Annotated in this window: 31 protein-coding genes; 28 read left to right on the forward strand and 3 right to left on the reverse strand. The window is 49.5% G+C overall.

The window, feature by feature from the left end; translation table 11 throughout:
- Positions 1 to 130: 130 nt before the first annotated feature.
- Complete coding sequence (gene serA, locus PJDR2_RS12055) at positions 131 to 1,723, reverse strand: phosphoglycerate dehydrogenase (protein WP_015843969.1); 1,593 nt, start codon at positions 1,721 to 1,723, stop codon at positions 131 to 133.
- A gap of 389 nt (positions 1,724 to 2,112) precedes the next feature.
- Here serA and PJDR2_RS12060 point away from each other — a divergent pair, with 389 nt between their 5' ends.
- Positions 2,113 to 2,439 (forward strand): rhodanese-like domain-containing protein, encoded by a 327-nt coding sequence (locus tag PJDR2_RS12060; RefSeq protein ID WP_265525131.1) that lies wholly within the window; start codon positions 2,113 to 2,115, stop codon positions 2,437 to 2,439.
- A gap of 11 nt (positions 2,440 to 2,450) precedes the next feature.
- Here the strand turns inward: PJDR2_RS12060 and PJDR2_RS12065 are convergent, their stop codons facing one another.
- Complete coding sequence (locus PJDR2_RS12065; protein WP_015843971.1) at positions 2,451 to 3,356, reverse strand: hypothetical protein; 906 nt, start codon at positions 3,354 to 3,356, stop codon at positions 2,451 to 2,453.
- 107 nt (positions 3,357 to 3,463) lie between these two features.
- On the opposite strand from PJDR2_RS12065, the gene PJDR2_RS12070 reads away from it, so the two are divergent.
- A complete protein-coding gene (locus PJDR2_RS12070; protein WP_015843972.1) occupies positions 3,464 to 4,066 on the forward strand; it encodes a CPBP family intramembrane glutamic endopeptidase in 603 nt (200 codons plus the stop codon).
- Entirely contained in the window at positions 4,063 to 4,296 is a 234-nt protein-coding gene (locus PJDR2_RS12075) for a hypothetical protein (protein ID WP_150106473.1), read from the forward strand. The genes PJDR2_RS12070 and PJDR2_RS12075 overlap by 4 nt, the downstream gene beginning before the upstream one ends.
- Here PJDR2_RS12075 and PJDR2_RS12080 read toward each other — a convergent pair.
- Entirely contained in the window at positions 4,286 to 5,152 is an 867-nt protein-coding gene (locus PJDR2_RS12080) for a polysaccharide deacetylase family protein (RefSeq protein ID WP_015843974.1), read from the reverse strand. The genes PJDR2_RS12075 and PJDR2_RS12080 overlap by 11 nt on opposite strands.
- Positions 5,153 to 5,315: 163 nt before the next feature.
- On the opposite strand from PJDR2_RS12080, the gene PJDR2_RS12085 reads away from it, so the two are divergent.
- The 25 genes from PJDR2_RS12085 to PJDR2_RS12200 all read left to right on the forward strand — a co-directional run bounded on the left by PJDR2_RS12085 (position 5,316) and on the right by PJDR2_RS12200 (position 25,005).
- Complete coding sequence (locus PJDR2_RS12085) at positions 5,316 to 5,645, forward strand: hypothetical protein (RefSeq protein ID WP_015843975.1); 330 nt, start codon at positions 5,316 to 5,318, stop codon at positions 5,643 to 5,645.
- Between the two features lie 201 nt (positions 5,646 to 5,846).
- Positions 5,847 to 6,461 (forward strand): genetic competence negative regulator, encoded by a 615-nt coding sequence (locus PJDR2_RS12090; protein WP_015843976.1) that lies wholly within the window; start codon positions 5,847 to 5,849, stop codon positions 6,459 to 6,461.
- 137 nt (positions 6,462 to 6,598) lie between these two features.
- Positions 6,599 to 7,843: a Glu/Leu/Phe/Val family dehydrogenase gene (locus PJDR2_RS12095; RefSeq protein WP_015843977.1), complete on the forward strand. Its 1,245-nt coding sequence runs from the start codon at positions 6,599 to 6,601 to the stop codon at positions 7,841 to 7,843.
- 46 nt (positions 7,844 to 7,889) lie between these two features.
- Entirely contained in the window at positions 7,890 to 8,588 is a 699-nt protein-coding gene (gene prsW / locus PJDR2_RS12100) for a glutamic-type intramembrane protease PrsW (RefSeq protein WP_015843978.1), read from the forward strand.
- A 50-nt stretch (positions 8,589 to 8,638) separates the two neighbouring features.
- Entirely contained in the window at positions 8,639 to 8,794 is a 156-nt protein-coding gene (locus tag PJDR2_RS33140) for a hypothetical protein (RefSeq protein ID WP_015843979.1), read from the forward strand.
- A 73-nt stretch (positions 8,795 to 8,867) separates the two neighbouring features.
- On the forward strand, positions 8,868 to 10,226 hold the full coding sequence (gene ypeB, locus PJDR2_RS12105) for a germination protein YpeB (RefSeq protein WP_015843980.1): 1,359 nt from the start codon (positions 8,868 to 8,870) through the stop codon (positions 10,224 to 10,226).
- Between the two features lie 60 nt (positions 10,227 to 10,286).
- Positions 10,287 to 10,940, forward strand: a complete 654-nt coding sequence (locus tag PJDR2_RS12110; RefSeq protein ID WP_015843981.1) for a flagellar brake protein — start codon at positions 10,287 to 10,289, stop codon at positions 10,938 to 10,940.
- A 66-nt stretch (positions 10,941 to 11,006) separates the two neighbouring features.
- The gene (locus PJDR2_RS12115) at positions 11,007 to 11,189 is read left to right on the forward strand and encodes a hypothetical protein (RefSeq protein ID WP_041613424.1); all 183 of its coding nucleotides are present in this window, start codon (positions 11,007 to 11,009) and stop codon (positions 11,187 to 11,189) included.
- A gap of 326 nt (positions 11,190 to 11,515) precedes the next feature.
- Positions 11,516 to 12,220 (forward strand): (d)CMP kinase, encoded by a 705-nt coding sequence (cmk, locus tag PJDR2_RS12120; RefSeq protein WP_015843983.1) that lies wholly within the window; start codon positions 11,516 to 11,518, stop codon positions 12,218 to 12,220.
- Positions 12,221 to 12,224: 4 nt separating this feature from the next.
- Positions 12,225 to 12,800, forward strand: coding sequence for a lysophospholipid acyltransferase family protein (locus PJDR2_RS12125; RefSeq protein ID WP_015843984.1), 576 nt, complete (start codon positions 12,225 to 12,227; stop codon positions 12,798 to 12,800).
- Positions 12,801 to 12,878: 78 nt separating this feature from the next.
- Positions 12,879 to 14,114 carry a 30S ribosomal protein S1 gene (rpsA, locus tag PJDR2_RS12130; RefSeq protein ID WP_015843985.1) on the forward strand — a complete coding sequence of 412 codons (1,236 nt, stop codon included), beginning with the start codon at positions 12,879 to 12,881 and terminating at the stop codon, positions 14,112 to 14,114.
- Between the two features lie 178 nt (positions 14,115 to 14,292).
- Positions 14,293 to 14,901, forward strand: coding sequence for a hypothetical protein (locus PJDR2_RS12135; protein WP_150106474.1), 609 nt, complete (start codon positions 14,293 to 14,295; stop codon positions 14,899 to 14,901).
- Positions 14,898 to 15,812 (forward strand): YIEGIA family protein, encoded by a 915-nt coding sequence (locus PJDR2_RS12140; RefSeq protein ID WP_015843987.1) that lies wholly within the window; start codon positions 14,898 to 14,900, stop codon positions 15,810 to 15,812. The genes PJDR2_RS12135 and PJDR2_RS12140 overlap by 4 nt, the downstream gene beginning before the upstream one ends.
- Entirely contained in the window at positions 15,805 to 15,984 is a 180-nt protein-coding gene (locus tag PJDR2_RS12145) for a capping complex subunit for YIEGIA (protein ID WP_015843988.1), read from the forward strand. The genes PJDR2_RS12140 and PJDR2_RS12145 overlap by 8 nt, the downstream gene beginning before the upstream one ends.
- Before the next feature lie 81 nt (positions 15,985 to 16,065).
- On the forward strand, positions 16,066 to 17,388 hold the full coding sequence (gene der / locus PJDR2_RS12150; protein ID WP_015843989.1) for a ribosome biogenesis GTPase Der: 1,323 nt from the start codon (positions 16,066 to 16,068) through the stop codon (positions 17,386 to 17,388).
- Between the two features lie 12 nt (positions 17,389 to 17,400).
- Entirely contained in the window at positions 17,401 to 18,006 is a 606-nt protein-coding gene (gene plsY / locus PJDR2_RS12155; protein WP_015843990.1) for a glycerol-3-phosphate 1-O-acyltransferase PlsY, read from the forward strand.
- Positions 18,007 to 18,014: 8 nt separating this feature from the next.
- The gene (locus PJDR2_RS12160) at positions 18,015 to 19,049 is read left to right on the forward strand and encodes an NAD(P)H-dependent glycerol-3-phosphate dehydrogenase (protein WP_041613425.1); all 1,035 of its coding nucleotides are present in this window, start codon (positions 18,015 to 18,017) and stop codon (positions 19,047 to 19,049) included.
- Between the two features lie 96 nt (positions 19,050 to 19,145).
- Positions 19,146 to 19,418: a stage VI sporulation protein F gene (locus PJDR2_RS12165; RefSeq protein WP_015843992.1), complete on the forward strand. Its 273-nt coding sequence runs from the start codon at positions 19,146 to 19,148 to the stop codon at positions 19,416 to 19,418.
- Positions 19,419 to 19,542: 124 nt separating this feature from the next.
- The gene (locus PJDR2_RS12170) at positions 19,543 to 19,722 is read left to right on the forward strand and encodes a DUF2768 family protein (protein WP_015843993.1); all 180 of its coding nucleotides are present in this window, start codon (positions 19,543 to 19,545) and stop codon (positions 19,720 to 19,722) included.
- A 45-nt stretch (positions 19,723 to 19,767) separates the two neighbouring features.
- Positions 19,768 to 20,064 carry a 2Fe-2S iron-sulfur cluster-binding protein gene (locus PJDR2_RS12175; protein ID WP_015843994.1) on the forward strand — a complete coding sequence of 99 codons (297 nt, stop codon included), beginning with the start codon at positions 19,768 to 19,770 and terminating at the stop codon, positions 20,062 to 20,064.
- Positions 20,065 to 20,091: 27 nt separating this feature from the next.
- A complete protein-coding gene (locus PJDR2_RS12180; protein WP_015843995.1) occupies positions 20,092 to 20,703 on the forward strand; it encodes a hypothetical protein in 612 nt (203 codons plus the stop codon).
- A complete protein-coding gene (locus tag PJDR2_RS12185) occupies positions 20,700 to 21,047 on the forward strand; it encodes a 2Fe-2S iron-sulfur cluster-binding protein (RefSeq protein WP_041613426.1) in 348 nt (115 codons plus the stop codon). Before PJDR2_RS12180 ends, PJDR2_RS12185 begins: the two co-directional genes overlap by 4 nt.
- Positions 21,048 to 21,113: 66 nt before the next feature.
- On the forward strand, positions 21,114 to 21,833 hold the full coding sequence (locus PJDR2_RS12190; RefSeq protein WP_190276192.1) for a DUF3939 domain-containing protein: 720 nt from the start codon (positions 21,114 to 21,116) through the stop codon (positions 21,831 to 21,833).
- Positions 21,834 to 22,105: 272 nt separating this feature from the next.
- The gene (gene spoIVA / locus PJDR2_RS12195; protein ID WP_015843998.1) at positions 22,106 to 23,584 is read left to right on the forward strand and encodes a stage IV sporulation protein A; all 1,479 of its coding nucleotides are present in this window, start codon (positions 22,106 to 22,108) and stop codon (positions 23,582 to 23,584) included.
- Between the two features lie 299 nt (positions 23,585 to 23,883).
- Positions 23,884 to 25,005, forward strand: coding sequence for a sugar ABC transporter substrate-binding protein (locus PJDR2_RS12200; RefSeq protein ID WP_015843999.1), 1,122 nt, complete (start codon positions 23,884 to 23,886; stop codon positions 25,003 to 25,005).
- Positions 25,006 to 25,022 lie beyond the last annotated feature (17 nt).

Genomic DNA, 25,022 nt, shown 5'->3' on the forward strand with positions numbered 1-25,022 from the left:
AACATCAGTTTATGAGAGCGGTAAGCCATAAGCTTGGGTTTTTACGGCACACGCGTCCCATTTAACAAAGAGGGCATATAAAAACGCCGGACATCAGCTGATCGCAGCGTAATGTCCGGCGTTTTTTCTATTAGAACAATGTAATTTCTTTAGCTGTGTTCAGGTCAGACAGGCTAGTCAATTGCTCAAGGATGTCTTTGCCTGCGTTTTTATCAACAGTCAGAACCATGATCGCGGAACCGCCAACCAGCTGACGACCTACTTGCATTGTAGCGATGTTGACGTCGTTGTTGCCAAGAAGCGTACCAACGCGGCCAATGATGCCTGGTTTGTCGTTATGCGAGATCAGGATCAGGTTGCCTTCCGGAGTAACGTCAACAGGGAACTTGTCGATTTGAACGACGCGCTCGCCGTAACCGGTAAGCAGTGTGCCAGCTACGATGCGCTCTTCTTGTTTCGTGCGGAGCGATACCGTTACCAGGTTCGTAAAGTCTTTGGAAGCCTGGGATTTTTGCTGTACGATGTTCACGTCACGAACTTTAGCAAGGTGCATCGAGTTAACGACGTTAACTTGGTCGGAACCAAGGTGATGCGAGAGCACGCCTTTAACAATGTAACGAGTCAGCGGCTGAGTATCAACCTCTGCAAGCTCGCCGGAATAACGTACGGTAATTTCCTGTACGGCACCTTCCGTGATTTGCGCAACCAGGCTGCCGAGTTTCTCGCCCAGCGAATAGTATGGCTGCAGCTTGCTTTGCAGGTTAGCCGGGATAGGAGGCATGTTAACCGCATTGCTGAACGGCTCATTGCGCAGGATGTGCAAGACTTGCTCCGATACGTCGATTGCAACGTTCTCTTGAGCTTCAACCGTGGAAGCGCCAAGATGCGGAGTTACAATGATTTTCGGATGGGTCAGGAATGGATGATCCTCTGTTGGAGGCTCTACTTCAAATACGTCAAATGCCGCGCCGGCTACGATGCCAGCATCGATCGCTTCAACAAGGGCAAGCTCGTCGATAATACCGCCGCGAGCGCAGTTGATAATACGCATGCCAGGCTTCATGACTTCGAATTGCTTCTTGCCGATCATGTGACGGGTTTCCGGAGTAAGAGGTGTATGAACGGTCATGAAGTCGGCGTTGCGAACGATTTCGTCAACAGTAGCAAGCTTAATGCCAAGCTTCTCTGCACGCTCTTCCGTCATGAACGGGTCATAACCCATGATTTCCATGCCGAATGCTTTCGCGCGTTTTGCAACTTCACTGCCGATACGGCCCATGCCAAGAACACCGAGGGTTTTGTTGCGAAGCTCAACGCCAAGGAACGATTTACGGTCCCAGACGCCGCCAACAGTCTTCAGGTAGGCTTGCGGGATGTGACGGGCAACCGCCATCATCATGGCAAAAGTATGCTCACAGGTTGTAATCGTATTGCCGTCTGGTGCATTGATAACGATAATACCGCGTTGAGTTGCTGCTTCCAAATCGATATTGTCTACGCCTACGCCTGCGCGGCCTACAACTTTCAGCTGCTTGCCTGCTTCCATGATGCGCGGTGTTACGCGCGTTTGGCTGCGCACGAGCAGGGCGTCGTATTCGCCGATAATGCTCACCAATTCGTCTTCGCTAAGTCCAGGCTTTTTGTCGACCGCTACATCATCCGCGTCTACAAGCTGTTGAATGCCCAGATCACTGATGGGATCCGATACTAACACTTTAAACATATGTAGATTGCCTCCTAAAATTTTTGTGAAGTGCCGACATAAGGAGCAAACAGGAGTCTGCCCGATATGTCGGCACTTCACGTCCATTTGTATTCTGATAGTTTGTTGCTAAAACAAAAAACCTCGTCCCGGCACAGTAACGAGAGCGAGCCGGACGAGAGGTTCGTCTGAATTGCGGGCAATCGTAAATGGCAGTTGTTGTCTCCGATGTGTGAAAAAATGCACGCTTTATACCAATACGAAACGTGATTAAACCGATATGGACAACCGTTATTATTTTATAGCAAGGTGGTGGACAAATGCAATGTATAAACTTGATCAAATGTGAAATTTTCGTTATGATTCAAAGCATTACAAGAGATATTAACAGGTCAGGGGAGAGAAAGGCATTGATTAAGTGGAAGGAATTGGATCCGGAGTTGCTGCTGCAGATGCTTGCAGACGGGCAGATTGAACCGGAGCAAATCATCGACGTGCGCGAAACTTTTGAATGGGAATATTATCATTTGGAATCATCCCGGTTAATACCGATGAATACGATCCCCTATAGTCTCGGAACCATTTCGGATGACAAACCGTTATATATAGTATGCGCGCATGGGGTGCGCAGTGCGGCCGTTTGCAATTATTTAGAAGAACAAGGCTACATCAACCTCCACAATGTTACCGGCGGAATGGCTGCTGTAGCCTCGTTACGAGGGTTTCAATATGATTAAAGAAGCTTAAGTTAAGAGAAGAACGGAAGCTGAGGCAAAAGGTCCTTATTGTAGAGCTTCGAACGGTTCTCGGTGAAGTCGCCGCTGCGAACGGCCTCCGTATCAATAAGCAGATCGGCAATGGCCGATATCGTCTTCAGATTCAGCTTCGCGGGCTGGCCGGAAGCGATAAAATCATCGATGCGGCTTGTGAGATCCTGCGGATAATAAGCAGTGAACTGCTGGCGCGAAGCCAGTTGATCCGCCATGAGCTTGTTTTTCACGATCAGCGGCAGGCTTGACCATTTGTTGATTTCGATAACCTTAGGCATTGTATAATTAGCAGGAATGTTTGGATCTACGGTTGCTCCCCACTTCATCATCGCGGCGTAGTAAGCCTGTTGAGCAGCCAGTGCCTGCTTAACCGCAGCCTGGTAAGATCCCAATTGCTCAATGCTGCTCTGAAGCTTGGAAGCATCGGTTGATTTCGAGCTTGCTGCCGCTGCTTTCGCTGCCTGTTCGAATTGCTCCAGACTTCTGATATAATTCGTTTGGGCATCGCCGAGAAGCGGGGACTTCTGCATATCGAATGAGGAAGCCGCGGTTCTTTTCGAGTGAGCGAGTTCCGCTAAGTTTTTTAGTGTAGATGAGGCGCTGCCGGCTTGGCCTTTCGCGAAGTCGTCCATCGCATCATCCCATTCGGATTGAAATTCACGGTAAGACAAAAATACGGTATGATAGAAAGAGACAAGATCCTGCTGCTGATAGGGGCTGCTTGTTTGAACCGCCGCAGCCTGCAATTCTTTCATTTCGTACTTGGTTTCCGTTTTGGACGTCCCGAGCTTTACGCCGTAGAAGAATGCACCAACCGCGCAGACGAGCATAAAGACAAACCCCAAACTAAATATCATTGCGGAACGAGGTAAACGTTTCTCCATCACAAATCTCCTTCTATGGTATTAGATAATGCCGTCGTTTGTGCCCTATCAGTATAGGTGAATTGATCATAAAAGGAAATATGACCTACTTAGACAGGCGGGAAGCTATGAAAAAATTCGATCTCCGCAACATCCGTGTGCGTCAACTATCCGTCGATGAGATTGACGACCGCATGCTGCTAGTAAATCTTTACGTTACGCAAGCAATTACTATTATTATCGGTTTGGTGTGGGCATTATTTCAGCGTTCCAATCCATTTCTGTTGTTACGATTTCCTGACAACCTCGATTTCTTATGGTGGGGACTGGGATTAGGAGCCGCGGTAATCGCGGTTGACCTGCTCATATCCAGATGGGTGCCCGAGGAAGCAACTGATGACGGCGGTATTAATGAACGGATATTCAAGAACAGACCGGTATGGCATATTGCCGTTATTTCTTTAGTGGTCGCCATTTGCGAAGAGTTATTGTTCCGGGGGGCTGTTCAGCACTCCTTTGGTCCTTATTGGACAAGCATTATTTTCGCGGCTATCCATGTCCGTTACTTGAAGCATTGGATTCCTACGGGTCTTGTCTTTTCGATCAGTTATGGGTTAGGTTGGATTTATATCCAGTCCGGTAACTTATGGGCGCCGATTGTTGCGCATTTCCTGGTCGATTTCATTATGGGGCTGATTATCCGATTTAGGAGGGAGCAAACAGAGCAGTGATGAGCAGAGTGGAGAAATTCGGTAGCTCAAGAGGAAGAAGACAACATGAACAGGCGGCAGTTCAGCCTGGCATCGCGACCGACACGAATGCAGAGGCGCTGCCGCCTAGACGTAAAGTACACCCTTCCACTTCTTATAAAGTGACCAGATGGTATTATAATGTATTATTTTTATTATTCGTTTGTCTGGTGGCAGGGCTGTTCTGGTATGGCGTTCGGTTTACGGACTGACTTTAATCGTCTCGGGATCGATAAAGGAATACCCCTTTTCCCCGAGCTTTGTGAGCAAGCCGTCGAGTGCGGCAGCCGTCCATTTTAATTCATGCATCAGAATATTGGCGCCGGGATGAAGCTGCTCCAGCACATTGCCGATTACTTTGTCCGGATCGCCGGGAGCTTTCTGCTCCCAATCCAGTGAACCATTCGACCACGTCATGAACAGCATGCCGTGGTTTTTTGCTGCAGCCTTCACCGTATCGCCGCCGGATCCGTACGGCGGCCGGAAGAATATCGGTTCCTTGCCGATTAACGCCTTAACCTCAGCTTGGACATCCGCGATTTGCGACTCTACCTTGCCAGGTTCTTCTTTCTTTAGATCGATATGATCCCAGGAATGATTGCCGATCGTTTGGCCGCGGTCATTGATCAGCTTCAACAGCTCGGGATGCTGCTTCACTCTATAGCCGTTAACGAAAAAAATCGCTTTTGCCTTATGCTTGTCTAAGGTATCGAGCAGGCTATTTATTACCTCTTCATTATGAGGAGCATCGTCAAAGGTAAGCAAAACAGCTTTTTTGGATGTTTTTGTCTCATCAATAGGGACGAGCCGGTAGACGGTAGTCATTTTATACAGCGGAGCTTTGACTTTGGGTGAAGGACTTGGCTCTGCCGCAGGAGTTGCCGAAAGTGTTGGGGTTTCAGGGGCAGGTGATGTCTGCTGGCTCGAAGGCGACTGAGCGGCTGCTGAACTGGCAGAAGGCAGTGCGTTCACGCTTCCGGCGGTCGTCTTGGACGGCGAACTGCAAGAGGTCAATAGGGCTGTAAGGGCAAAAACGGCACAGATCGTATTCATAGTTGCTTTCGTCATTGTTTTTCCCGCCTTGTTGTCAATTGTTGGACAGTCTAAGACCATATTACCATAACAGGCGGTACCGATTCCTGTTTTCGCTTTCCTTAATTTGTGGAGGATGCTACCGGTTATCAGGGAGAAAATATATGTTGCAACTATCCCCGAAGGAGGTAACGAAGCCATGAGAATCGGCGGGTTTATGTTAGGCGCCGTCGCAGGACTTGCGGCAGCCGTATACGTATCACGCAAAAGACCAGGAATGGCGGCCTGGGCATCCAGCTCGCTTGCGGGCGCATGCTCATCCATAGGCAGAAGCGCCGCATCGATGATGATGAGACGAGGAATGAATAAAGCAATGGCGGCTACCAATATGGCCCCAAAGCATTCAGACGATACCGCCGGAAAGCAAGGAGGAGGCTGGGAGCAGGTTGAGCAGCTGATCAACAGCGATCCCGGACTTAAGGAGCAGGCGAGCCAGATCATGGCGGAATCGTCTATAAAGCCGCATTAAATGAAGCTGTTTTTAGAATCGGTTGATGTACGCGCCTCAAGCCCAGCGCTGCACAAGCGATTCTTTTTTTGCCTATTTTAGGTGCAATCCGGGGACAGACATGTTAAAGTATTACATAGTACGATTTGATCATTTTGATCACATCCTGCTAATAATTTCATACGCTGTTTACAACAGATGCTGCAGAGGAGGGATCCTGTCATGAAAATCGAACGGCTTAGTCAGGACAAGATACGGATTTTCCTGACGTTCGACGACCTGCTTGAGCGTGGGATCCAGAAGGAGGACATGTGGCGCGAAATTCCCAAAGTACACGATCTATTCAGCGAAATGATGGAGCAAGCGTACAGTGAACTTGGTTTCGATGCCAGCGGCCCTCTTGCGGTCGAAGTGTTTGCACTCCCCGCCCAAGGTATGGTGGTGATAGTCACCCGTGGCAAGATGAACGGTCATTCCGATGAACGGGCAACCGATGATGAAGACACGGAAGACGAGATATACGAGATGGAAGTTACGATGGAGCAGAGCGATATCGTGATGTATTCATTCCGGGATTTTGAGGATGTCATTAATGTATGCAAACAGCTCCAGGCAGCTTCGCTTACAGAGGATGGACGCTTGTATTCCTATAACGGAAAATGGATCCTTGCCCTTGAACCGGCTTTGATCGAAACGGCGCGTCATAACGCGGTTATCGCGCTGCTTGCCGAATACGGAGAAGCGACATCCGTTACCTACGCGATGCTGGAGGAGTACGGCAAGGTTATTATGCCATCTCAAGCTGTCCGGGAAATTTGCACTCATTTCTATAATTGAGCAGCACATGAATGCGGAGCATCGGCAGACAATATTGTCTGCCGGTGCTCTTCTTGCATGTTCTGGCCCCCTTTTGGAATATCGTGATGTATACACGCTCATATTACAAGTAGACAAAGGCGGGTGAACTTGAAATTATGGCGGATAACAACGATGTGCTCAAATCAACACAGGTAGTTATTGAAGAGGCCCTATTGAAGCTTGGCTATAAAGAGGATATGATTGAACTCTTGAAAGAACCGATGCGTATCTTGAGCGTCAGGATACCCGTCAAGATGGATGACGGGAAGACCAAGGTGTTTACCGGTTACCGGGCTCAGCATAACGATGCTGTAGGTCCTACAAAGGGTGGAGTCCGCTTCCATCCAGCCGTAACGGAGAATGAAGTAAAGGCGTTATCCATCTGGATGAGCTTGAAATGCGGAATCGCCGATCTGCCTTACGGCGGAGGAAAAGGCGGAGTTATCTGCGATCCCAGAAAAATGTCCTTTGGGGAACTGGAGCGGCTCAGCCGCGGATATGTCCGCGCCGTAAGCCAGATTGTGGGCCCGACGAAAGACATTCCGGCTCCGGATGTAATGACCAACTCGCAAATTATGGCATGGATGCTGGATGAGTACAGCCGGATTAGGGAATTCGATTCTCCCGGCTTTATTACCGGCAAGCCAATCGTGCTCGGCGGCTCCAGAGGACGGGAGACGGCTACGGCGCGCGGCGTTGTCATTATGATTCATGAGGCGCTCGCCCTTAAAGGGATTGAGCTGAATAAGGCAAGAATTGTCATTCAAGGCTTCGGCAATGCCGGAAGTTACCTTGCCAAATTCATGCATGAGGCCGGTGCGCGCGTAATTGGTATATCCGATGTGAACGGAGCGTTGTATAATGAAGATGGATTAGATATTCCTTACTTGCTCGACCGGAGAGATTCCTTCGGCAATGTAACGAATCTATTCCCGCAGACGATTTCCAACAGCGATCTGCTCGAGCTGGAATGCGATGTGCTTGTTCCGGCTGCCATCGAGAACCAGATTACGGAGGATAATGCTCCGCGTATCAAGGCGACCATCGTTGTAGAAGCGGCGAATGGCCCAACGACCCTGGAAGCGACAAGGATTTTAACCCAGCGGGGCATTCTTCTTGTTCCGGATGTTCTGGCAAGCGCCGGAGGGGTTATCGTTTCCTATTTCGAATGGGTTCAGAACAATCAAGGTTTCTACTGGGATGAACAAGAAGTGGATGACCGGCTGCGCGTCATGATGATCCGCGGCTTTAACCAAGTATATGAGATTCATAAATCAAGAAATGTGAACATGCGGCTTGCCGCCTATATGGCAGGCGTACGCAAAATGGCAGAGGCGGTGCGTTATCGCGGCTGGGTATAACCGGCGGCTGCGCTGCCGCCGGATGCCTGGGAGGTGAAACATCGAATTGCTATTGTTTTCTGTGCTGACTGCCGCGGTGGCCCCGGGTATATCGCTGCTTACGTATTTGTATCTGAAGGACCGTTATGACGCAGAGCCGATTCATATGGTCGTTCGCATGTTTCTGCTCGGCGTCCTCATTGTCGTGCCGATTGTAGTTATCCAACGCGGGCTGCAGCTATGGTTCGGCGACCATCAGCCCATGCTGTTCTCTTTTGTAGAGTCGGCCGGCATTGAGGAATTTCTGAAATGGTTCGTGCTCTATCATATGATTTACAATCACACGGAGTTCGACGAGCCGTATGACGGGATTGTCTATGCGGCTTCGATCTCGCTTGGCTTTGCAACGCTGGAGAATGTAATGTACGCGATTTACTCGCCATCCACGTTCGGAACCTTGCTCATGCGCGCGCTGCTGCCCGTTTCCGGGCATGCGCTGTTTGGCGTCATGATGGGTTACTACGTCGGCAAGGCGAAGTTCGCTACCTCCTCCAAGCGCAACATTTATCTAGCGATTTCGTTATGTCTTCCGTTACTGCTGCACGGAACGTACGACTACATCATGATTTCGTTCAAGACCAACTGGATTTATGTCATTATCCCGTTTATGGTGGCTTTGTGGGTATGGGGACTCCGAAAAATGAACCGTGCCAATTCACGCTCGCCGTTCCGCTTCATCAGCCGTGAAGATGAGGTTAAACTATAAGTCTTTCGTCTATAATGACTAGTAATAATTGTTAAATGACGGAGGCAGGAATGGAACCGAGAGTTAAGGTAACGATCCGGTGCAACGTATGCGGCGAGAAGTTTGTTCTTCGCGGCAAACGGGAAAAAGGAATGATCGACACCGGCTTCAAGCAATGTATTTGCAATAACACAAACGACCTCGATATCGAGGAACACAGCATTTGACACAGATGCATAAAGCTCCCTTCTGCAAACCAAACTAACGCTAGGTTTTGCAGAAGAAAGGAGCTTTTTTGTTATGTATAGACGTCTAAGCGCGGTGTTGTTCCCCATCATGACGCTTTTCTTAATTGGCTCAGTATACTGGGGCTATCAAGAGCACCAAGAGAAAAACTCGATTCTCATTAAGGCCGAAAACCAGTACCAGCGTGCTTTCCATGATCTCACCTATCATGTCGAGCAGCTGCATCAGCAGCTCGGCAACACGCTGGCGGTCAACTCCACCTCCCAAAGCTACCATCGCAAAGGGCTCGTTAACGTGTGGCGTCTGACAAGTCAGGCACAAAACGAAATCAACCAGCTTCCTTTGACGATACTGCCTTTCAACGAAGCGGAAGATTTCTTGTCGCACATCTCCAATTTCGCTTACAAAACTTCCGTAAGGGATCTAACCAAGCAGCCTTTGTCCCAAGACGAATTCAAGACGCTGAAAACCCTGTATGCCAAATCGGAGGATATCTCCAAGGATTTGTACAAAATGCAGGAGAAGGTGCTGAGCGATCATCTGCGCTGGATGGATGTTGAGGTTGCTCTTGCAAAGCAGAACTCGCCAAATGACAATACCATAATCGACGGGTTCAAAACGGTAGACAAAAAAGTAAGCGAGTACCCTGAGATTAACTGGGGTCCTTCGGTCGCAAGCATGTATCAGAAGCGTACCATCAATATGCTGAGCGGCAGCATGGTTACGGCAGAGGACGTGAAGAAGCACGTAACCGAGTTTCTTGGCAAGAAGCCGGCGGAAATCCGCGTGGTGGAAAACGGCAAAGGCACGGAGTATTCTTCCTTCTCCGCTACTGTTACCGAGCCGAAGTCCGGTCAGAAGCTGCAGATGGATTATACGCAAAGGGGCGGCAAGCTGATCTGGTTTATGGATACCCGGGATATCGGGGAGAAAAAGATCGATCAGAACAAAGCGCAAGCTTCGGCTGAGAAGTTCTTGGATGAACATGGATTTAAAGGCATGAGGGCAGTCAGCTACAACATGTTCGATAATACAGGCGCCTTCACCTTTGTCAGCACGCAAAACGGCGTGCTTATCTATCCGGAGAAGCTCACCGTTAAGGTAGCGCTGGATAATGGAGAAGCGGTAGGTCTTCAGGCAAATGACTACGTCTATGAACAGCATAAGCGCAGCATTCCGGCAGCAAAGCTGTCCAAGGCAGAAGCCCGCAAAGCTCTTAACCCCGAATTCAAGGTAGCGAATGATCAGATGGCCCTGATCATGAACGAATTGGGCGAAGAAGCATTATGTTATGAATTTACGGGCAGCATTAACGGCAGCGATTACCGGATTTACATCAATGCGGAGAGCGGTGTCGAAGAAGCGATTGAAGAGCTGTCACCGCTCGACAAACGGACAAGTTCCGGCAAATAACGATATGGCTCCCCTCAAATTGACGTGTTATAATAAACACCAATATGGGAGGGGAGCCAATTGTTGCCTAGAGTAAACCAAATGTTGTTTTTCGAGATCGCATCTGCTGATGAAGAAGAGGCGGCTGTAGAATACAAAGCGAGAATTGCGGATGAGCTGGAAGATGGTTTACTTATCGAGAATCCACTCAATATAACATCGGGCCGAATGAAACGGCTTTATTTAGGGGACGAGCTGTCGGTTTATTACGTATCCGATGACGGTATCAAGCATTATTTCGACTCGCATGTCATTGGCTTCCGCGATGATGTCGTTAAGCTGATCAAGATCCGCAAGCCGGATCCCGAACGGATTACAAAGATACAACGCCGGCATTTTCTTCGCGTATCGGCCGATCTCGAGATCGCCGTAAACCTGTCGGGCAATATCCGATTCGTCACGGTTACCGATGATGTAGGCGGCGGGGGGATTTCCTTCATATGCGACGGGAAATGGTCGATTGCGTCCGGCATGGAAATGGACTGCTGGCTGCTGATTCCATACAAGAACGGGACTCTTGAGCATGCTTCCTTCAAGGCGGAGGTTGTACGGGTTGTTGATCTCGTAACGGGACGCAAGCAGGTCATGTGCAAATTTAATGCCATCAGCGACAGCGAGCGGCAAAAAATAATCAGATTCTGCTTCGAAAGACAGCTGGAATTCCGCGGGAGATAAGGCTGCATAAGATGGACTCCGCCTACGCATCCTATCCTAAAAGACAGGAAAAGGATGGAAACCGGGATGCGGATTGCAGAAGACGAAGAGGAGTTGAAAAAGCAAATGGATGCCGTGTCGAAACGGCTGGTCAGATTTGCTTTTTTACTAATAATCGGCGTGGTATTGGCGCAAATTTTGCTCCAAAATGACACGGTTCGACACTTGGTGACAACCGTCGAGCATTGGGAGGGCGAAGCTTACCGTTAGCCTGTTAAGCCCCGAGGGACAACGTTTTTGGGCAATTGCCGTTTTTGCATCTGCGTATATTGTGTGGTATAATTTTCACGATCGCAGGCGGTGCCTGCTTTTTTCTTGAATTCTAAGTTTTTGGAATTCGCCGGTAATGATACATATTCCCGGTTATATTTCAATTGGTTGCGGCCTTTTGACCGGCCAAGCCGTTAATGTCTGAGAAGCAGATGCACGCATCAGCATTCGGCTGCCTTTTGATTAAGCTCATGCTTTCGATGCAAGAATCGACACGAACAGCCTGAACCGGCCTGCTTGTGTGTTAATTCTTTTGGGGAGGTAGAATGTTGGTGATGCAGCAAGACGGTGACAGCGACCGGATTAACATTGCGATAGACGGTCCTGCAGGTGCAGGAAAGAGTACGGTCGCACGCAAGGTTGCCGAACAGCTAGATTATATCTATATCGATACGGGTGCGATGTATCGGGCTGTTACACTTAGTGCCCAGAGGGCGGGAATCGAGCCGCTGGACAATGAAAGACTGGCTGAGCACGCCAGGACGCTGGATATCAAGCTGGCGCCTGGAGAGAAAGGTCAAGCCGTCTTCTTGAATGGCGAGAACATAACGGATCTGATCCGTTCCAGGGAAGTCACACTTGCCGTCTCGCATATCGCAGCTAATGAAACCGTAAGAGAATTGCTTAGCAAGCTTCAGCGGCAATTGGCAGAGCGCAAAGGCGTTGTCATGGACGGCCGGGATATCGGGTCGCATGTGCTGCCGAACGCCGAATTGAAAATTTTCCTTACCGCATCCGTACAAGAACGTGCACAGCGGCGTTACAAAGAGATTGCGGGAACGCAGTCGATTACCTTGGAGCAGCTTGAACGGGAAATTGCGGAACGCGACCGCTTGGATGAGCAGCGTGAGATTTCACCGCTCATTTGCGCAAAGGACGCAATTGTACTTGACAGCACGTCGATGTCAATCGATGAAGTTGCGGCTTCCATTGTGAAATTAAGCCGAACCAAATTGGCGGAGGCGAAGTAAACTAATGTTATATGGCATTTTTAAAGCAGTGTTTAATGTCCTGTACGGATTATTGTTCCGCCTTGAAGTCCGAGGATTGGAGAATATCCCGAAGGAAGGATCCGTAATCCTGTGCTCGAACCATATCAGCCTGCTTGATCCGCCTGCTGTCGGCATCAGAGTGCCGCGCATGGTTCATTATATGGCCAAAGCCGAGTTGTTCAAAATTCCGGTATTCGGTCCTTTGATCCGGGCTTGGGGCGCATTTCCCGTAAAAAGGGGAGTCGGCAAGGATGCGATCCGCTCCGCGCTTAACCTTCTTGGCGAAGGAAAAGTGATGGGGATTTTCCCGGAGGGCACGCGCAACAGCGACGGAGCCGCAGCAAAGAAAGGCGCAGCGATGATTGCTTACCGCAGCGGTGCAGCAATTATTCCCGTAGCGGTAGTGGGCCATTATAAGCTTTTCCGTAAAATGAGAGTTTTCTACGGCAAACCGGTTGATATTTCTGCTATTATAAATGAATCCTCGCCGGATAAGCTGGACCGTATTACGGATGCCATTATGTCTCGCATTTATGAGATGATTGAGAAGAACAAATAACAGGTGTTTTAAATGCTGCTTTTCATCGTGAAAGCGGATTTAAATAAAGTTGGGGTATGAATTGAGGAGGTTATTTCCATGTCAGAAGAAATCAATGTTCAAGACCAGGCAGCAATGGACAACTTTGTGTCCTTGAAAAAAGGCGATACTGTTAAAGGTACAATCATCAAAATCGATGATAACCAAGCTTATGTAAGCCTTGGATATAAATATGACGGTGTCATTCCGGTTCGCGAGCTTTCCGCTGTGCAACTGGATAACGCAAACGATGCCGTTCAAGTTGGCCAAGAGGTTGAACTGAAGGTTGTCAGCATCGACGACGAGAAAGAAAAGCTTGTTTTGTCTAAGCGCCTGATCGACGGCGAGCGCGCTTGGGACGGTCTGCAAAGCCGCTTCGAAAGCGGTGAGGTATTCGAAGTAGCAGTTGCTGACGTTGTAAAAGGCGGCCTCGTGGCTGACGTTGGCGTACGCGGCTTCATTCCTGCTTCGATGGTAGAGCGTCACTTCGTTGAAGATTTCAGCGATTACAAAGGCCGTACGCTCCGCGTTAAAGTGAAAGAAATCGACCGCGAGAACAATAAAGTGATCCTGTCGGCAAAAGACGTGCTGGACGCTGAGTTCGAGCAAAACAAACAACATGTCATTGCCGGCCTGCAAGTTGGCGCACAGCTGGAAGGTACTGTACAACGCCTTACACCGTTTGGCGCATTCGTTGATATCGGCGGCATCGATGGTCTGGTTCACGTATCCGAGCTGTCCTGGCAGCATGTTGCTCATCCGAAGGATGTTGTATCCGAAGGCCAACAGGTTACGGTTAAAGTACTTAAAGTTGATCCTGCAGCAGGCAAAATCAGCCTGAGCATCAAAGCAGCTCAACCGGGCCCTTGGGAATCCGCTGCCGGCCAATTCAACGTTGGCGACATTGTAACGGGTACGGTTCGCCGCCTTGTTACTTTCGGCGCATTTGTTGAAATCGCTCCAGGCGTTGAAGGCCTTGTGCACATCTCTCAAATCGCTCACCGTCACATCGCAACTCCTTTCGAAGTATTGAAAGAGGGCCAAGAAGTGCAAGCGAAAGTGCTTGATTTCAACCCTGCGGAAAAACGCGTAAGCCTGAGCATCAAAGAAACAGAAGAAGCTCCCGAGCAGCCTGCTGCTGAGCAAGCTCCTAAAGCGGGCAGACCTCAACGTGAGCGTACTCCTCAGGTTAAGCCTGAAGATTTGGGCAACAACCCGAATGTCAGCTTGAACAGCTCCAGCATGAGCTACTCGCTGGCTGAGCGTTTCGGCGATAAGCTGAGCAAATTGAAATAATTTAATTTCGATGTAATACGGAGGCTGTTCCTGATTAGGTACCTAATCAGGAACAGCCTCTTTTTCTATTCCGGAATTGTAAAAAACGGGAATAGCCCCTTTTATTTGGAGCATAATAGGTCAACGAGAGGTGATTTTGCTGGTGAATGCCGGATATATTTCAATCTGGATTATGCTAATGGCTTTTATCTTAATTACAACAGGCTGGTCGGATTTTGTCGGATTGACGATAAAGCATAAAAGATGGCTCTTTATTGCATTTGCCGTATGCGCGGCACTTCAGCCAATACAAGAAACCTTCCGGCTTGGAACCATTCAGCTTCATGTTTTTGCGGGCACGGTCCTGCTTATGCTGATCAGCCTTCTTGCGATGCGCGGACCGCTTGTATGGGATTCCCGCGGGTATCTTCTTATCTGTGCTCTACTGGCCGGCATGATCTGGGGGAGCTTGAGAAAGATGTACAGCGTTGACCCTGTGTTTTTCTGGCTTGATCCGCTGCTTGACGGTCCCGTTGTAGCCGGCGTGCTGGCAGCGGCCTTCTCGTCGAAGGGGCAGCATCAATTAACCGTACTGCTGTATGCCGGCGCTGCAGCAGAGCTTGTTCATGCCTTGCTGCAGCATGGTGTTTACGAGGCTTCAGTCGGTTCGCTGCAGTGGTGGGACAGCATATGGATTGCATTCGTCGCCGCGCGCTTGATCAGCCTGCTGTTCCTGCTCGTGCGCACCGGCGTTACACGATTTATAGCCATTCCCTGGCGGAATAAAGGAGGGAGCTCACCCGAATGAATGCTTATCTTGTAGAGCACAAAATGCTATTAGGCGTATTGCTCGGAATTGTATTTGGCATTGTATCACGGCTTCTAATGCTGACTACCGATTACAGGCAGTATCCGACTTACCCCCACGGACGGATTATCCATATTTCGCTTGGCGTAATTGCCGCTGCGCTTGGAGCAGTTGCCGTTCCCGCGCTTTATAACAAGGACTATACGGCGATCACCTTCCTGTCTCTTGCCGCCCAGCAATTCCGTGATGTGAGGAAGATGGAAAGAGAGACCTTGACCAAGATCGACGAACTGGAGCTTGTCAGCCGGGGCTCCACTTACATTGAAGGCATTGCTATGGTCTTTGAAGGACGAAACTACCTTGTTATCATGACGGCATTGGTGACTAGCTTGTTCTCCATCGTCTGGAACGTTTATTTGGGCTTTGCAGGCGGGATTCTGTCATTGCTCTTTGTACGGTACCTTAAATCGGGCAAGGCGATATCCCACATTTGCCGTACCGAAGGAGCTGAGGTTCGCGTAGACGGTCCGGATCTGTTCGTCGGCGACATCTACATCATGAACGTTGGTCTGCAATCGAATCAGGAGATCATCAAGGAGCGTGGAATGGGCTTTATTCTGACTCCCTATAATCCGAATGGAAAAGTAACGATCGGCAACCTGGGCCAAAGACAGGCGATCCTGTACGATTTGTCCACGATTCTTGGCGTATACCGGGATGACGGAGAGCCGGCGCTTATTCCTATGGCTAAGCTGGATATGAAGGATGGACGGTTAGCCGTATTTTTCCTGCCGCAGGAGAGAGACATGTCCAAAGCGCTGCAAATCATTAACAAGGTGCCGATTCTGGAGTCAGCCGTCCGCATGCCTACGGAAGCTTCCGTTAATAAGGAGGCTCCGAACAATGGCTAAGATCATTGCGGTTGTATCCACCCAGCATGAGAAGGTTGGCGGTGGCGCGCCTATTTTTATTGAACCGGATGAGAAAGCGATGCAGCAGACCGCCTTCCTGCTCGAAAAAATATTGGATGCCAGCGCGCACGACTTGAAAAACGGCACGATTGTCATTGTAAACCATCATTAAAAAGATGAAAAGTTAGCCAAGAACGTTGTTTTTTGCTATGATGATAGTCGTGAGTATTTCTGAAGGAGTGAGCATTGACCTATGGCAAGACCCGTTATTGCAATAGTTGGTCGCCCGAATGTGGGCAAATCCACCATTTTTAACCGGGTGGTTGGCGATCGACTGGCAATTGTTGAAGATAAACCGGGCGTAACCCGGGACCGTCTTTATAGCCCAGGAGAATGGAATGGTAAAGCATTCAGCATCGTAGATACAGGCGGTATTGAAATCGATGGCGAAGATGAAATTATGAAATCCGTCCGTATGCAAGCAGAGCTTGCAATTGAGGAAGCGGATGTCATTATCTTTATGTGCGACGCGAAAACAGGCGTTACGCATGCGGATGACGAAGTGGCACAAATGCTGTTCCGTTCCCACAAGCCGGTAGTTCTCGCGGTCAACAAAGTGGACAACCTGAACCGGATGGACGAAATTTATGAATTTTACGGCTTGGGCTTCGGTACCCCGATTGCGGTATCCGGCTCGCATGGCCTCGGAATCGGCGATATGCTGGATGCGGCGATTGAAAAGCTTCCGGAGCTTGAGGATGACGGCTATGATGACGATGTCATTCGCGTAGCCTTGATCGGACGCCCGAACGTAGGCAAATCGTCGCTTGTTAACGCGCTGCTTGGGGAAGAACGTGTTATCGTCAGCAACGTTGCAGGAACAACCCGCGATGCGATTGATACGCCGTTCGAGCGCGATGGACAGAAGTATGTGTTGATCGACACGGCCGGCATGCGTAAACGCGGCAAGGTCTATGAGTCTACGGAGAAATACAGCGTGATGCGCGCGTTGAAAGCAATCGAGCGTGCCGATGTTGTACTCGTTCTGATTAACGGCGAGGAAGGCATCATCGAACAGGATAAACATATCGCCGGTTATGCGCATGAAGCGGGCAAGGCTTCAATCTTTGTCGTGAATAAATGGGATGTTGTCGACAAGGATGACAAGACCATGCAGGAATTCACGCAAAATATCCGCGATCACTTCCTGTTCATGACGTATGCGCCAATCGTCTTTTTGTCTGCGAAGACAAAACAGCGCTTGCACAAGCTGCTGCCTGTCGTGAACCATGTATCGGAACAGCATGCCATGCGGATTCAGACTCATCTGCTTAATGATGTTGTGTCTGATGCAGTTGCTTATAACCCGCCTCCGACGGATAAAGGCAAGCGTCTCAAAATCAATTATGTGACCCAAGTGGCAACCAAGCCGCCTACCATCGTTATCTTCGTTAACAATCCGGAGATGATGCACTTCTCGTACGAGCGATATCTCGAGAACAAGATCCGTGCGGCATTTGATTTTGAAGGAACGCCTGTCCGTTTGTTCACAAGAAAGAAATCGGATGAAGATTAGGGGAGAAGAAGCTTGATATACGCTGTAATCGCGGTTGTTCTGAGTTACTTGCTCGGCTCGGTATCGTTTAGCATCGTAATCGCCAGACTGGTGAAGGGCATAGACATCCGGGAACATGGCAGCGGCAATGCAGGTGCTACCAATACAATCCGCGTCCTTGGAAAAGGGCCGGGCCTGCTTTGCTTCGTGCTTGATTTTGGTAAAGGGATTGCCGCGGTATTTATCGGTCGCTGGCTCGGATTGGACGGGGTTGACTGGACGCCTGCGTTATGCGGTCTTGCGGCGATCATGGGACATAACTGGCCGATCTATTTCAACTTCAAAGGCGGCAAAGGAATTGCGACTACGATTGGCGCAATTGCTGCGCTTGCCTTTGTACCGGCTATTATCGCAGGGGTAGTTACGATTATCGTTATTGCCATTACCCGTTATGTATCGCTTGGATCGCTCATTTTCGCGGCTTTGACTCCCGTACTTATTTCGATTTTTTTCTATTCCGCTCCCGTTCTAACGGTCAGTCTCATTCTATGCGTATTCGCGTTTGTACGGCATCGTACGAATATTGTTAAGCTGCTGCAAGGAACAGAGAACAAGCTTGGTGCTAAGAAAGGGTCGTGATCGGAAGGATGTCGCAAGTAAAGTCGGAACGTAAAGGGCGTGCGGCGGTATTGGTGGCAGGCAGCTGGGGAACCGCGCTTGCCGCTGTACTGGCCGGCAATGGTTACGATGTACAGCTGTGGACACGGTCTGCCGAGCATGCGGACCAGATGAACGCCAATCATAAGAATGAGAAGTATTTGCCTGGCGTTGCTCTGCCGGCGTCGCTTCATGCGACAACGGACATGCAGGAAGCTCTTAGAGATGTGGAGCTGGCTTTATTTGTTGCCCCTTCGTCGGCAATGAGGGCGGTTGCGAAGCAAGCCGCTCCTTATTTGGCGGAAGAGGCTTTGGTCGTTCATGCGACAAAAGGCTTTGAAGCAGATACATTAAAGCGTATGACAACCGTTTTATCGGAGGAGCTGAATCGTCCCGCCGACAAGATTGTCGTGTTGTCAGGTCCAAGCCATGCCGAAGAGGTAATCCGCAAGCAACCAACAACCGTAGTGGTTGCTTCCGCGGATATGGACGCGGCGGAGCAGGCGCAGGACGCTTTTATGAGTACATATTTCCGCGTATACACGAACCCGGATGTGGTTGGTGTGGAAGTGGCTGGCGCGATTAAAAATATCATCGCGCTTGGAGCAGGCTTGTCAGACGGCCTTGGCTTTGGCGATAACGCAAAAGCAGCCCTGCTCACCCGGGGTCTGGCCGAGATCAGCCGGCTTGGAACGGCAATGGGCGCTAACCCGCTGACCTTTGCAGGTCTTGCGGGTGTCGGTGACCTGGTCGTAACTTGTACGAGTCAACACAGCCGGAACTGGCGCGCAGGCTCGATGCTGGCGGACGGCACGCCGCTCGATGAAGTTCTGGAGCGGATGGGCATGGTCGTCGAAGGCGTAAGAACGACCCGGGCAGCCAACGAGCTTGCGAAGCAGTATGATGTACAAATGCCGATTACGGCAGAGTTGTACAGCGTACTGTTTGCGAACAATTCGCCAAAGTCTGCGGTCGAGAATTTGATGGGCCGCTTAAAGACGCACGAAATTGAACAGTTAAGTTAAGACATGCGCCTATACCAATGATTTCTCCTTCTCATATGATGTTGCAAGGCTAATGCTTATATGGTCAAAGCAGCGACATTGAAGGAGGGGAAAGAAGTGGCTAAAGATCTTTCCAAAGATGTTCTTAACGCAATAAATAAGAAAACCGGCAAAAACATTTCCGAGAATGCGGTTAAAAAATTGGCTAACGGCGTTTCGGCTTCCACGATGAAAAACGAAGAGGAGCTCCGGAAGCTGATCAAGAATGTATCGGATATGGCAAAGGTTCCGGTATCGGACAAAACGATGAACGATATTGTAAAGGCCGTGAAGGCTAGCGGCATGAGCATAGGCGGTATCGAATCGTTGATCAAAATGATGATTAAGTAATGTTAAAGCCAAAAAATCTGCTTTCAAAAAGCAGATTTTTTGGCTTTTTTTGTCCTTTTTTGAGCTTGATGTTATAATGAGTGTTGCATTTATTACCGTTATCAACTAGGGAGTAGATTAGTTCATGGATCCAATGACGAAGATGTGGGTATCTTTAATCGGAATCGGACTTATGGCGATTGCCGCCGTTATCATTACGTTTGCCCGGTTAAAGACCAAAGGAATTATCAAGTTTACGTTATCCTTTGTTTCCTTTATTCTGCTTGTATTTGGTTTTCTATGCGGGCTGATTGCCATTGTCTAACAGAATGACCATACATATTGACAACGCGAAAGGAAACATAATCGCATGATTGAATTGAAGGGGAGAACGAAAACGGCGGTGGTTGAGCCTGAGGTGGGGGCAACGCTTCTAAGGCACGCGTTAAAAGCGAAAGTAGATTGGTCTTCCAATTGTACCCGCGGGACCTGCGCGAGATGCCGCTGTTTGATTGAAGATGGGGCTGAAGCCCTTGAAGGAATTACGGATGCCGAATGGGACCGGATGGAGCCGGAGGAATTTGAAGACGGTTACCGGCTTGCCTGCCAAGCAGTCGTAAAGAACAGAGAGATCCCGGTAAAAGCCATAAACAAGCCGTATTTCTAGCCAAAACGCTGGAGAGGATGTGCAGTTATGAACAAAGATATAACCATAGAGAACGCTCTTGCTGCCATCGTCCGGCTGCTCGAGGGTGCTCATGCAGATTGGGTTCTTGGCGGAAGCGCAGGCCTGATGCTGCGCGGTTTGCCGCTACAGGATAAACCGAATGATATTGACTTGTATGCCGACGATGAAGATTATGATCTCATCTACGAGCGGTTGAAGCCGTATGCTTCCGATACGAAAGAGCTGAGCGAATGCGGTAATTACAGGTCCATCCTCAGTCATTTTGTCATTGAAGGCGTTCCGGTAGAACTGGTAGGCGGCTTTGTCGTCCGTGCGGAACGCTCGCGTTATATTACGGAAGTCCGTAAATTGCTGAAACCGTATTCGGAGCAATTTGTTGTTAGGAATGGGCAAGAGGAGCAGCATGTTCCGGTTGTTCCGCTTGCGCATGAGCTCTGGTTCAACAGATTGAGACAACGTGAAGACCGGCTGCAAATGATCGTGGATCATTACATTAAAGAAGAATCCCGGCATGAGGCGGCGCGATTGCTCCTTGAACAGCGGAATGTGTTTACGATAGAGGCCAGGAAGCAAATGAATCAGCGACTCTCCGGCAAGCAGGCAGGTGCTGCCAAATGAGCGGAAGGATTACGTTCTGGCCCTCTGGCACTACGATAGAAGTAAAGCCGGGAACCCCCATTCTCACGGCGGCGAGAAGGGCCGGTGTGCTCATTCAGACACGCTGCGGGGGAAATGCCGCTTGCTTTATGTGCAAGGTGAAAATACGTCCGGAGAGCGACCTGATGCCTATCGCGGATGAGGAGAAGCGGAAGCTTGCCGGTCTGGAACAAGAGGGATACAGGCTTGCTTGTCAGGCAAAGGTAAGAGGCGTCGTTCAAGTGGACGTGCCGCTTGATCCGCTCCGTGCCGCTGTTCAGAAGCTTCTGGCGAAGCAGGCGGAGGAAAAAGACGAGTTGTGGTAGAACGAGGAGGAGCAGCAATTGATGCGGGTAAAAAAGAGAAATCCATTGCCTGGAGCTTCTGGCCGTTTGGCAATGCTTACTATTTTGATCGTGACCGTGCTGTCGTTAAGCGGCTGCATGTATCCGAAGAGCGAGCTTAAGCAAAATCAGGCCGCACCAAAGGAAGCCGTCAGGAATGTGCAGGCAGCTATTGATCAATACCAGTCAGAGACCGGGATGCTGCCTATGAAAAACAGCAGCGGGGATACACCGGTCTATGAAAAGTTCCAGGTTGATTTTACGCAGTTGAAGAACAAGGGATATCTGAGTTCGATACCAACCGCAGCTTTCGAGAATGGCGGCAATTATTATTTTCTGATTATTAACGAAGAGACAAAGCCGCAGATCAAGCTGATGAATCTGGTTACCTATCAGCAGATCAACGATATTCAAAGCTGGGTGAACGATTATAAGAAGAACCACGATAACCAGCTGCCTAAAGGCGAGCCCGCTTATCCGGGATATTCTTATATCGATTATAAAGCGGTGAACAAAAAAGAACCGGAGCTGCATAGCGATTATACCTTCCAGACGCTGGCGGCAATTATGGACGAGTCCGGCCGCGTATATACGGATTACGGGATAGACATCATGCAGGCGATGCAGAAGAAAGGCGAGACGGATATTGCGGCAGACACCGATCTACGAACCGTTCTGGTTGATTCGGGTATGTTTGTACCGGTCAAAGCGCCTGTCTATCACTGGGTGAATAAAGAACCGCAGGCCGTTTCGGATCAAGGCAAATAAGCGGAAAACACGAATCCTCATTACCTTCCTATACGGACCGGTAGTGAGGATTTTTTGGTATAGAAATCTTTACATCTTCATATAACTCAATCTTGGAAGGGCAAGAGCGTGACTGACTTAAGGGAAAAATTGTGAAAGGAATCGGAATATTCGGTAGGCTAGGACAATATGATATTACTAGTCCAACAAGCTGTACGAGTTGCGTCGCTGGCCTGCCCTCTGAGTCCGGTGGAAGGCGGCGAACCGGAAAATCAATTGGGAGGGGATATTCAGTGGAGAAAGTAGACATTTTCAAGGATATAGCCGAACGTACCGGCGGGGATATTTACCTCGGGGTCGTAGGGGCTGTCCGTACGGGCAAATCAACGTTTATTAAGCGGTTTATGGAAACGGTTGTGCTTCCGAATATTGCAAGCGAAGCCGAGCGTGTGAGAGCCGTTGATGAACTTCCTCAAAGCGCCGCGGGTAAAACGATCATGACAACTGAACCGAAGTTTGTACCGAATCAAGCGGTACAATTACGCGTCAGTGAAGGACTTGATGTAAACATCAGGCTTGTGGACTGCGTTGGTTACGCCGTTGAAGGGGCGAAAGGTTATGAGGATGAGAACGGCCCTCGCATGATTACTACGCCTTGGTTCGACGAACCGATCCCGTTCCAAGAGGCGGCGGAGATCGGCACCAGAAAAGTGATTCAAGAGCATTCGACTCTTGGTGTCGTGGTGACAACGGACGGCTCCATAGCCGAAATCCCGCGAGCATCCTATGTAGAAGCCGAGGAGCGCGTGATCGCCGAACTGAAGGAAGTCGGCAAACCGTTCGTCCTTATTATCAACTCCACTCGTCCTCGCGGCGATGAAGCGATCCAGCTTCGCGGAGAGCTGCAGGCCAAATACGATATTCCGGTAATTACGATGAGCGTCGCGACAATGGGCGAAGAAGAAGTTATGTCCGTCCTGCGCGAAGTGCTCTACGAGTTCCCGGTTCACGAAGTCAACGTTAATCTGCCAAGCTGGGTAATGGTGCTTAACGAGAACCACTGGCTGCGCAGCAATTACGAAAATTCCGTACGCGATACTGTAAAAGATATTCGCAGACTGAGAGACGTCGATCGCGTTGTCTCGCAATTCTCCGACTATGATTTCATTGCCAGAGCCGGCCTCAGCGGCATGAACATGGGCCAAGGCGTAGCGGAAATCGATCTCTTCGCACCGGATGAACTGTATGACCGCATCCTGATGGAAGTGGTCGGAGTTGAAATCCGCGGCAAGGATCATCTGCTTCAGCTGATGCAGGAGTTCTCGCATGCGAAGCGGGAATACGACAGGTTCGCGGAAGCGCTCGAAATGGTTAAGGCTACAGGCTACGGGATTGCGGCACCTACGCTTGCAGAGATGGCTCTGGATGAGCCGGAACTCATCCGTCAGGGCTCCCGCTTTGGCGTAAGGCTGAAAGCGACTGCGCCTTCGATCCATATGATCCGCGTTGACGTTGAATCCGAATTCGCTCCGATTATCGGCTCCGAGAAGCAGACCGAGGAGCTGGTCCGTTACTTAATGCAGGACTTCGAGGCAGATCCGATCAAGATCTGGGAGTCCGACATTTTCGGAAGATCGCTCCATTCCTTAGTTCGCGAAGGCATCCAAGGCAAAATCGCCATGATGCCGGACAATGCGCGCTACAAGCTGCAGGAGACCCTCGGAAGAATTATTAACGAAGGTTCCGGAGGACTCATTGCCATCATTCTGTAAAGCTAGATTAGGAGAACGGTTGAACCGGTTTGACGCCGGATCAGCCGTTCTTTTTGCGTTGCGAGGCGTTTTGCTGTTGCTGTAACAAATTATTCATTGCAATTATCCGTTGTGGTTAATATAATGGCAATTGTTGAACGTTTCGATCTTTTTCGACATTTTCGTTCGTGTTTGTCGAGATATTCCCATATTGTGATAGTAATACTTAAATTCCGATTGACATACTTGGTAAAAATGATATGATTACAAATAGATCATTTCATCTATCATTTTGGTTAGATAAAAAGGGAGAGAAGAACATGAAAAAATGGGGTAAACTTTCGTTAACGCTGCTTGTTGCAATCGTTCTTGTCATTGCATCGGCATGCGGTAACAGCAAGAACAACAACTCTGCTAATTCCGAAGCTAGCGGCAATACAGCGGCTAACGCATCGGAAGCGCCTGCAGCATCGGGCAACAGCGAGCTTGACGCACTGAAAGGTAAGAAAGTAGCACTCGTTATGCAGTTCAACACAGGCACTTTTTCTTCGCAATACGTTGAAGGCGTGAAAGAGCAAGTTGAGAAGTTCGGCGGCTCTGTTCAAGTTTTCGCTTCCGATAATGACCTGGCTAAAATGTCTTCCAACCTTGACGCAGCTGTTAACCAAGGCTTCGACGGTATTCTGATCGACCATGGACAAGCTGGCGCATTGGAACAAGGAATCAAAAAAGCAAAAGAAAAAGGCATCAAAGTTGTCGTATTCGACGCAGACGTAAAAGTAGACGGCGTACCTCTTCTTCAACAGGATGACCAATCGATGGCAAACCTTACGCTTGAGCAGCTTGCTAAAGACGCTGGCGGCAAAGGCAACATCGTTAAAGTGTGGGTAGCTGGCTTTGCTCCAATGGAACGCCGCCAAGTGGCTTACAAAGCATTCCAAGAGAAGTATCCTGACATCAAAGAAATCGCTGCATTCGGCAACGCTAACAACCCGGCAATGGACACGCAAGCGCAAATGGAAGCGATTCTGAAACAATATCCGAACAAAGGCGACATCACGGCTGTATGGGCAGCTTGGGACGAGTTCGCAAAAGGCGCTGCACGCGCAATCCAACAAGCAGGCCGTACTGAAATCAAAGTTTACGGTATCGACATGAGCGACGAAGATCTTCAAATGATTCAAGACAAGAACAGCCCTTGGATTGCTTCGGCTGCCGTAGATCCGAAAGATATCGGCCGCGTTCAAGTTCGCACCCTGTACAAAGAGTTTAAAGGCGAGGCTAACGACCCGATTACCGTGCTTAACGCTGTATACGTAAGCCGCGACGAGCTGCCAGCCGAGAAAGTAAGCACAACTCAGCTGTCCCAATATATCAATGGCTGGGGTAGCAGCACGCAAAACTATGAAGACTGGATGAAAGAACTGGAAGGTTCGAAGTAATCTAGAGGTCGCAATTC

This window comes from Paenibacillus sp. JDR-2 (genome assembly GCF_000023585.1).
Classification (GTDB): domain Bacteria; phylum Bacillota; class Bacilli; order Paenibacillales; family Paenibacillaceae; genus Pristimantibacillus.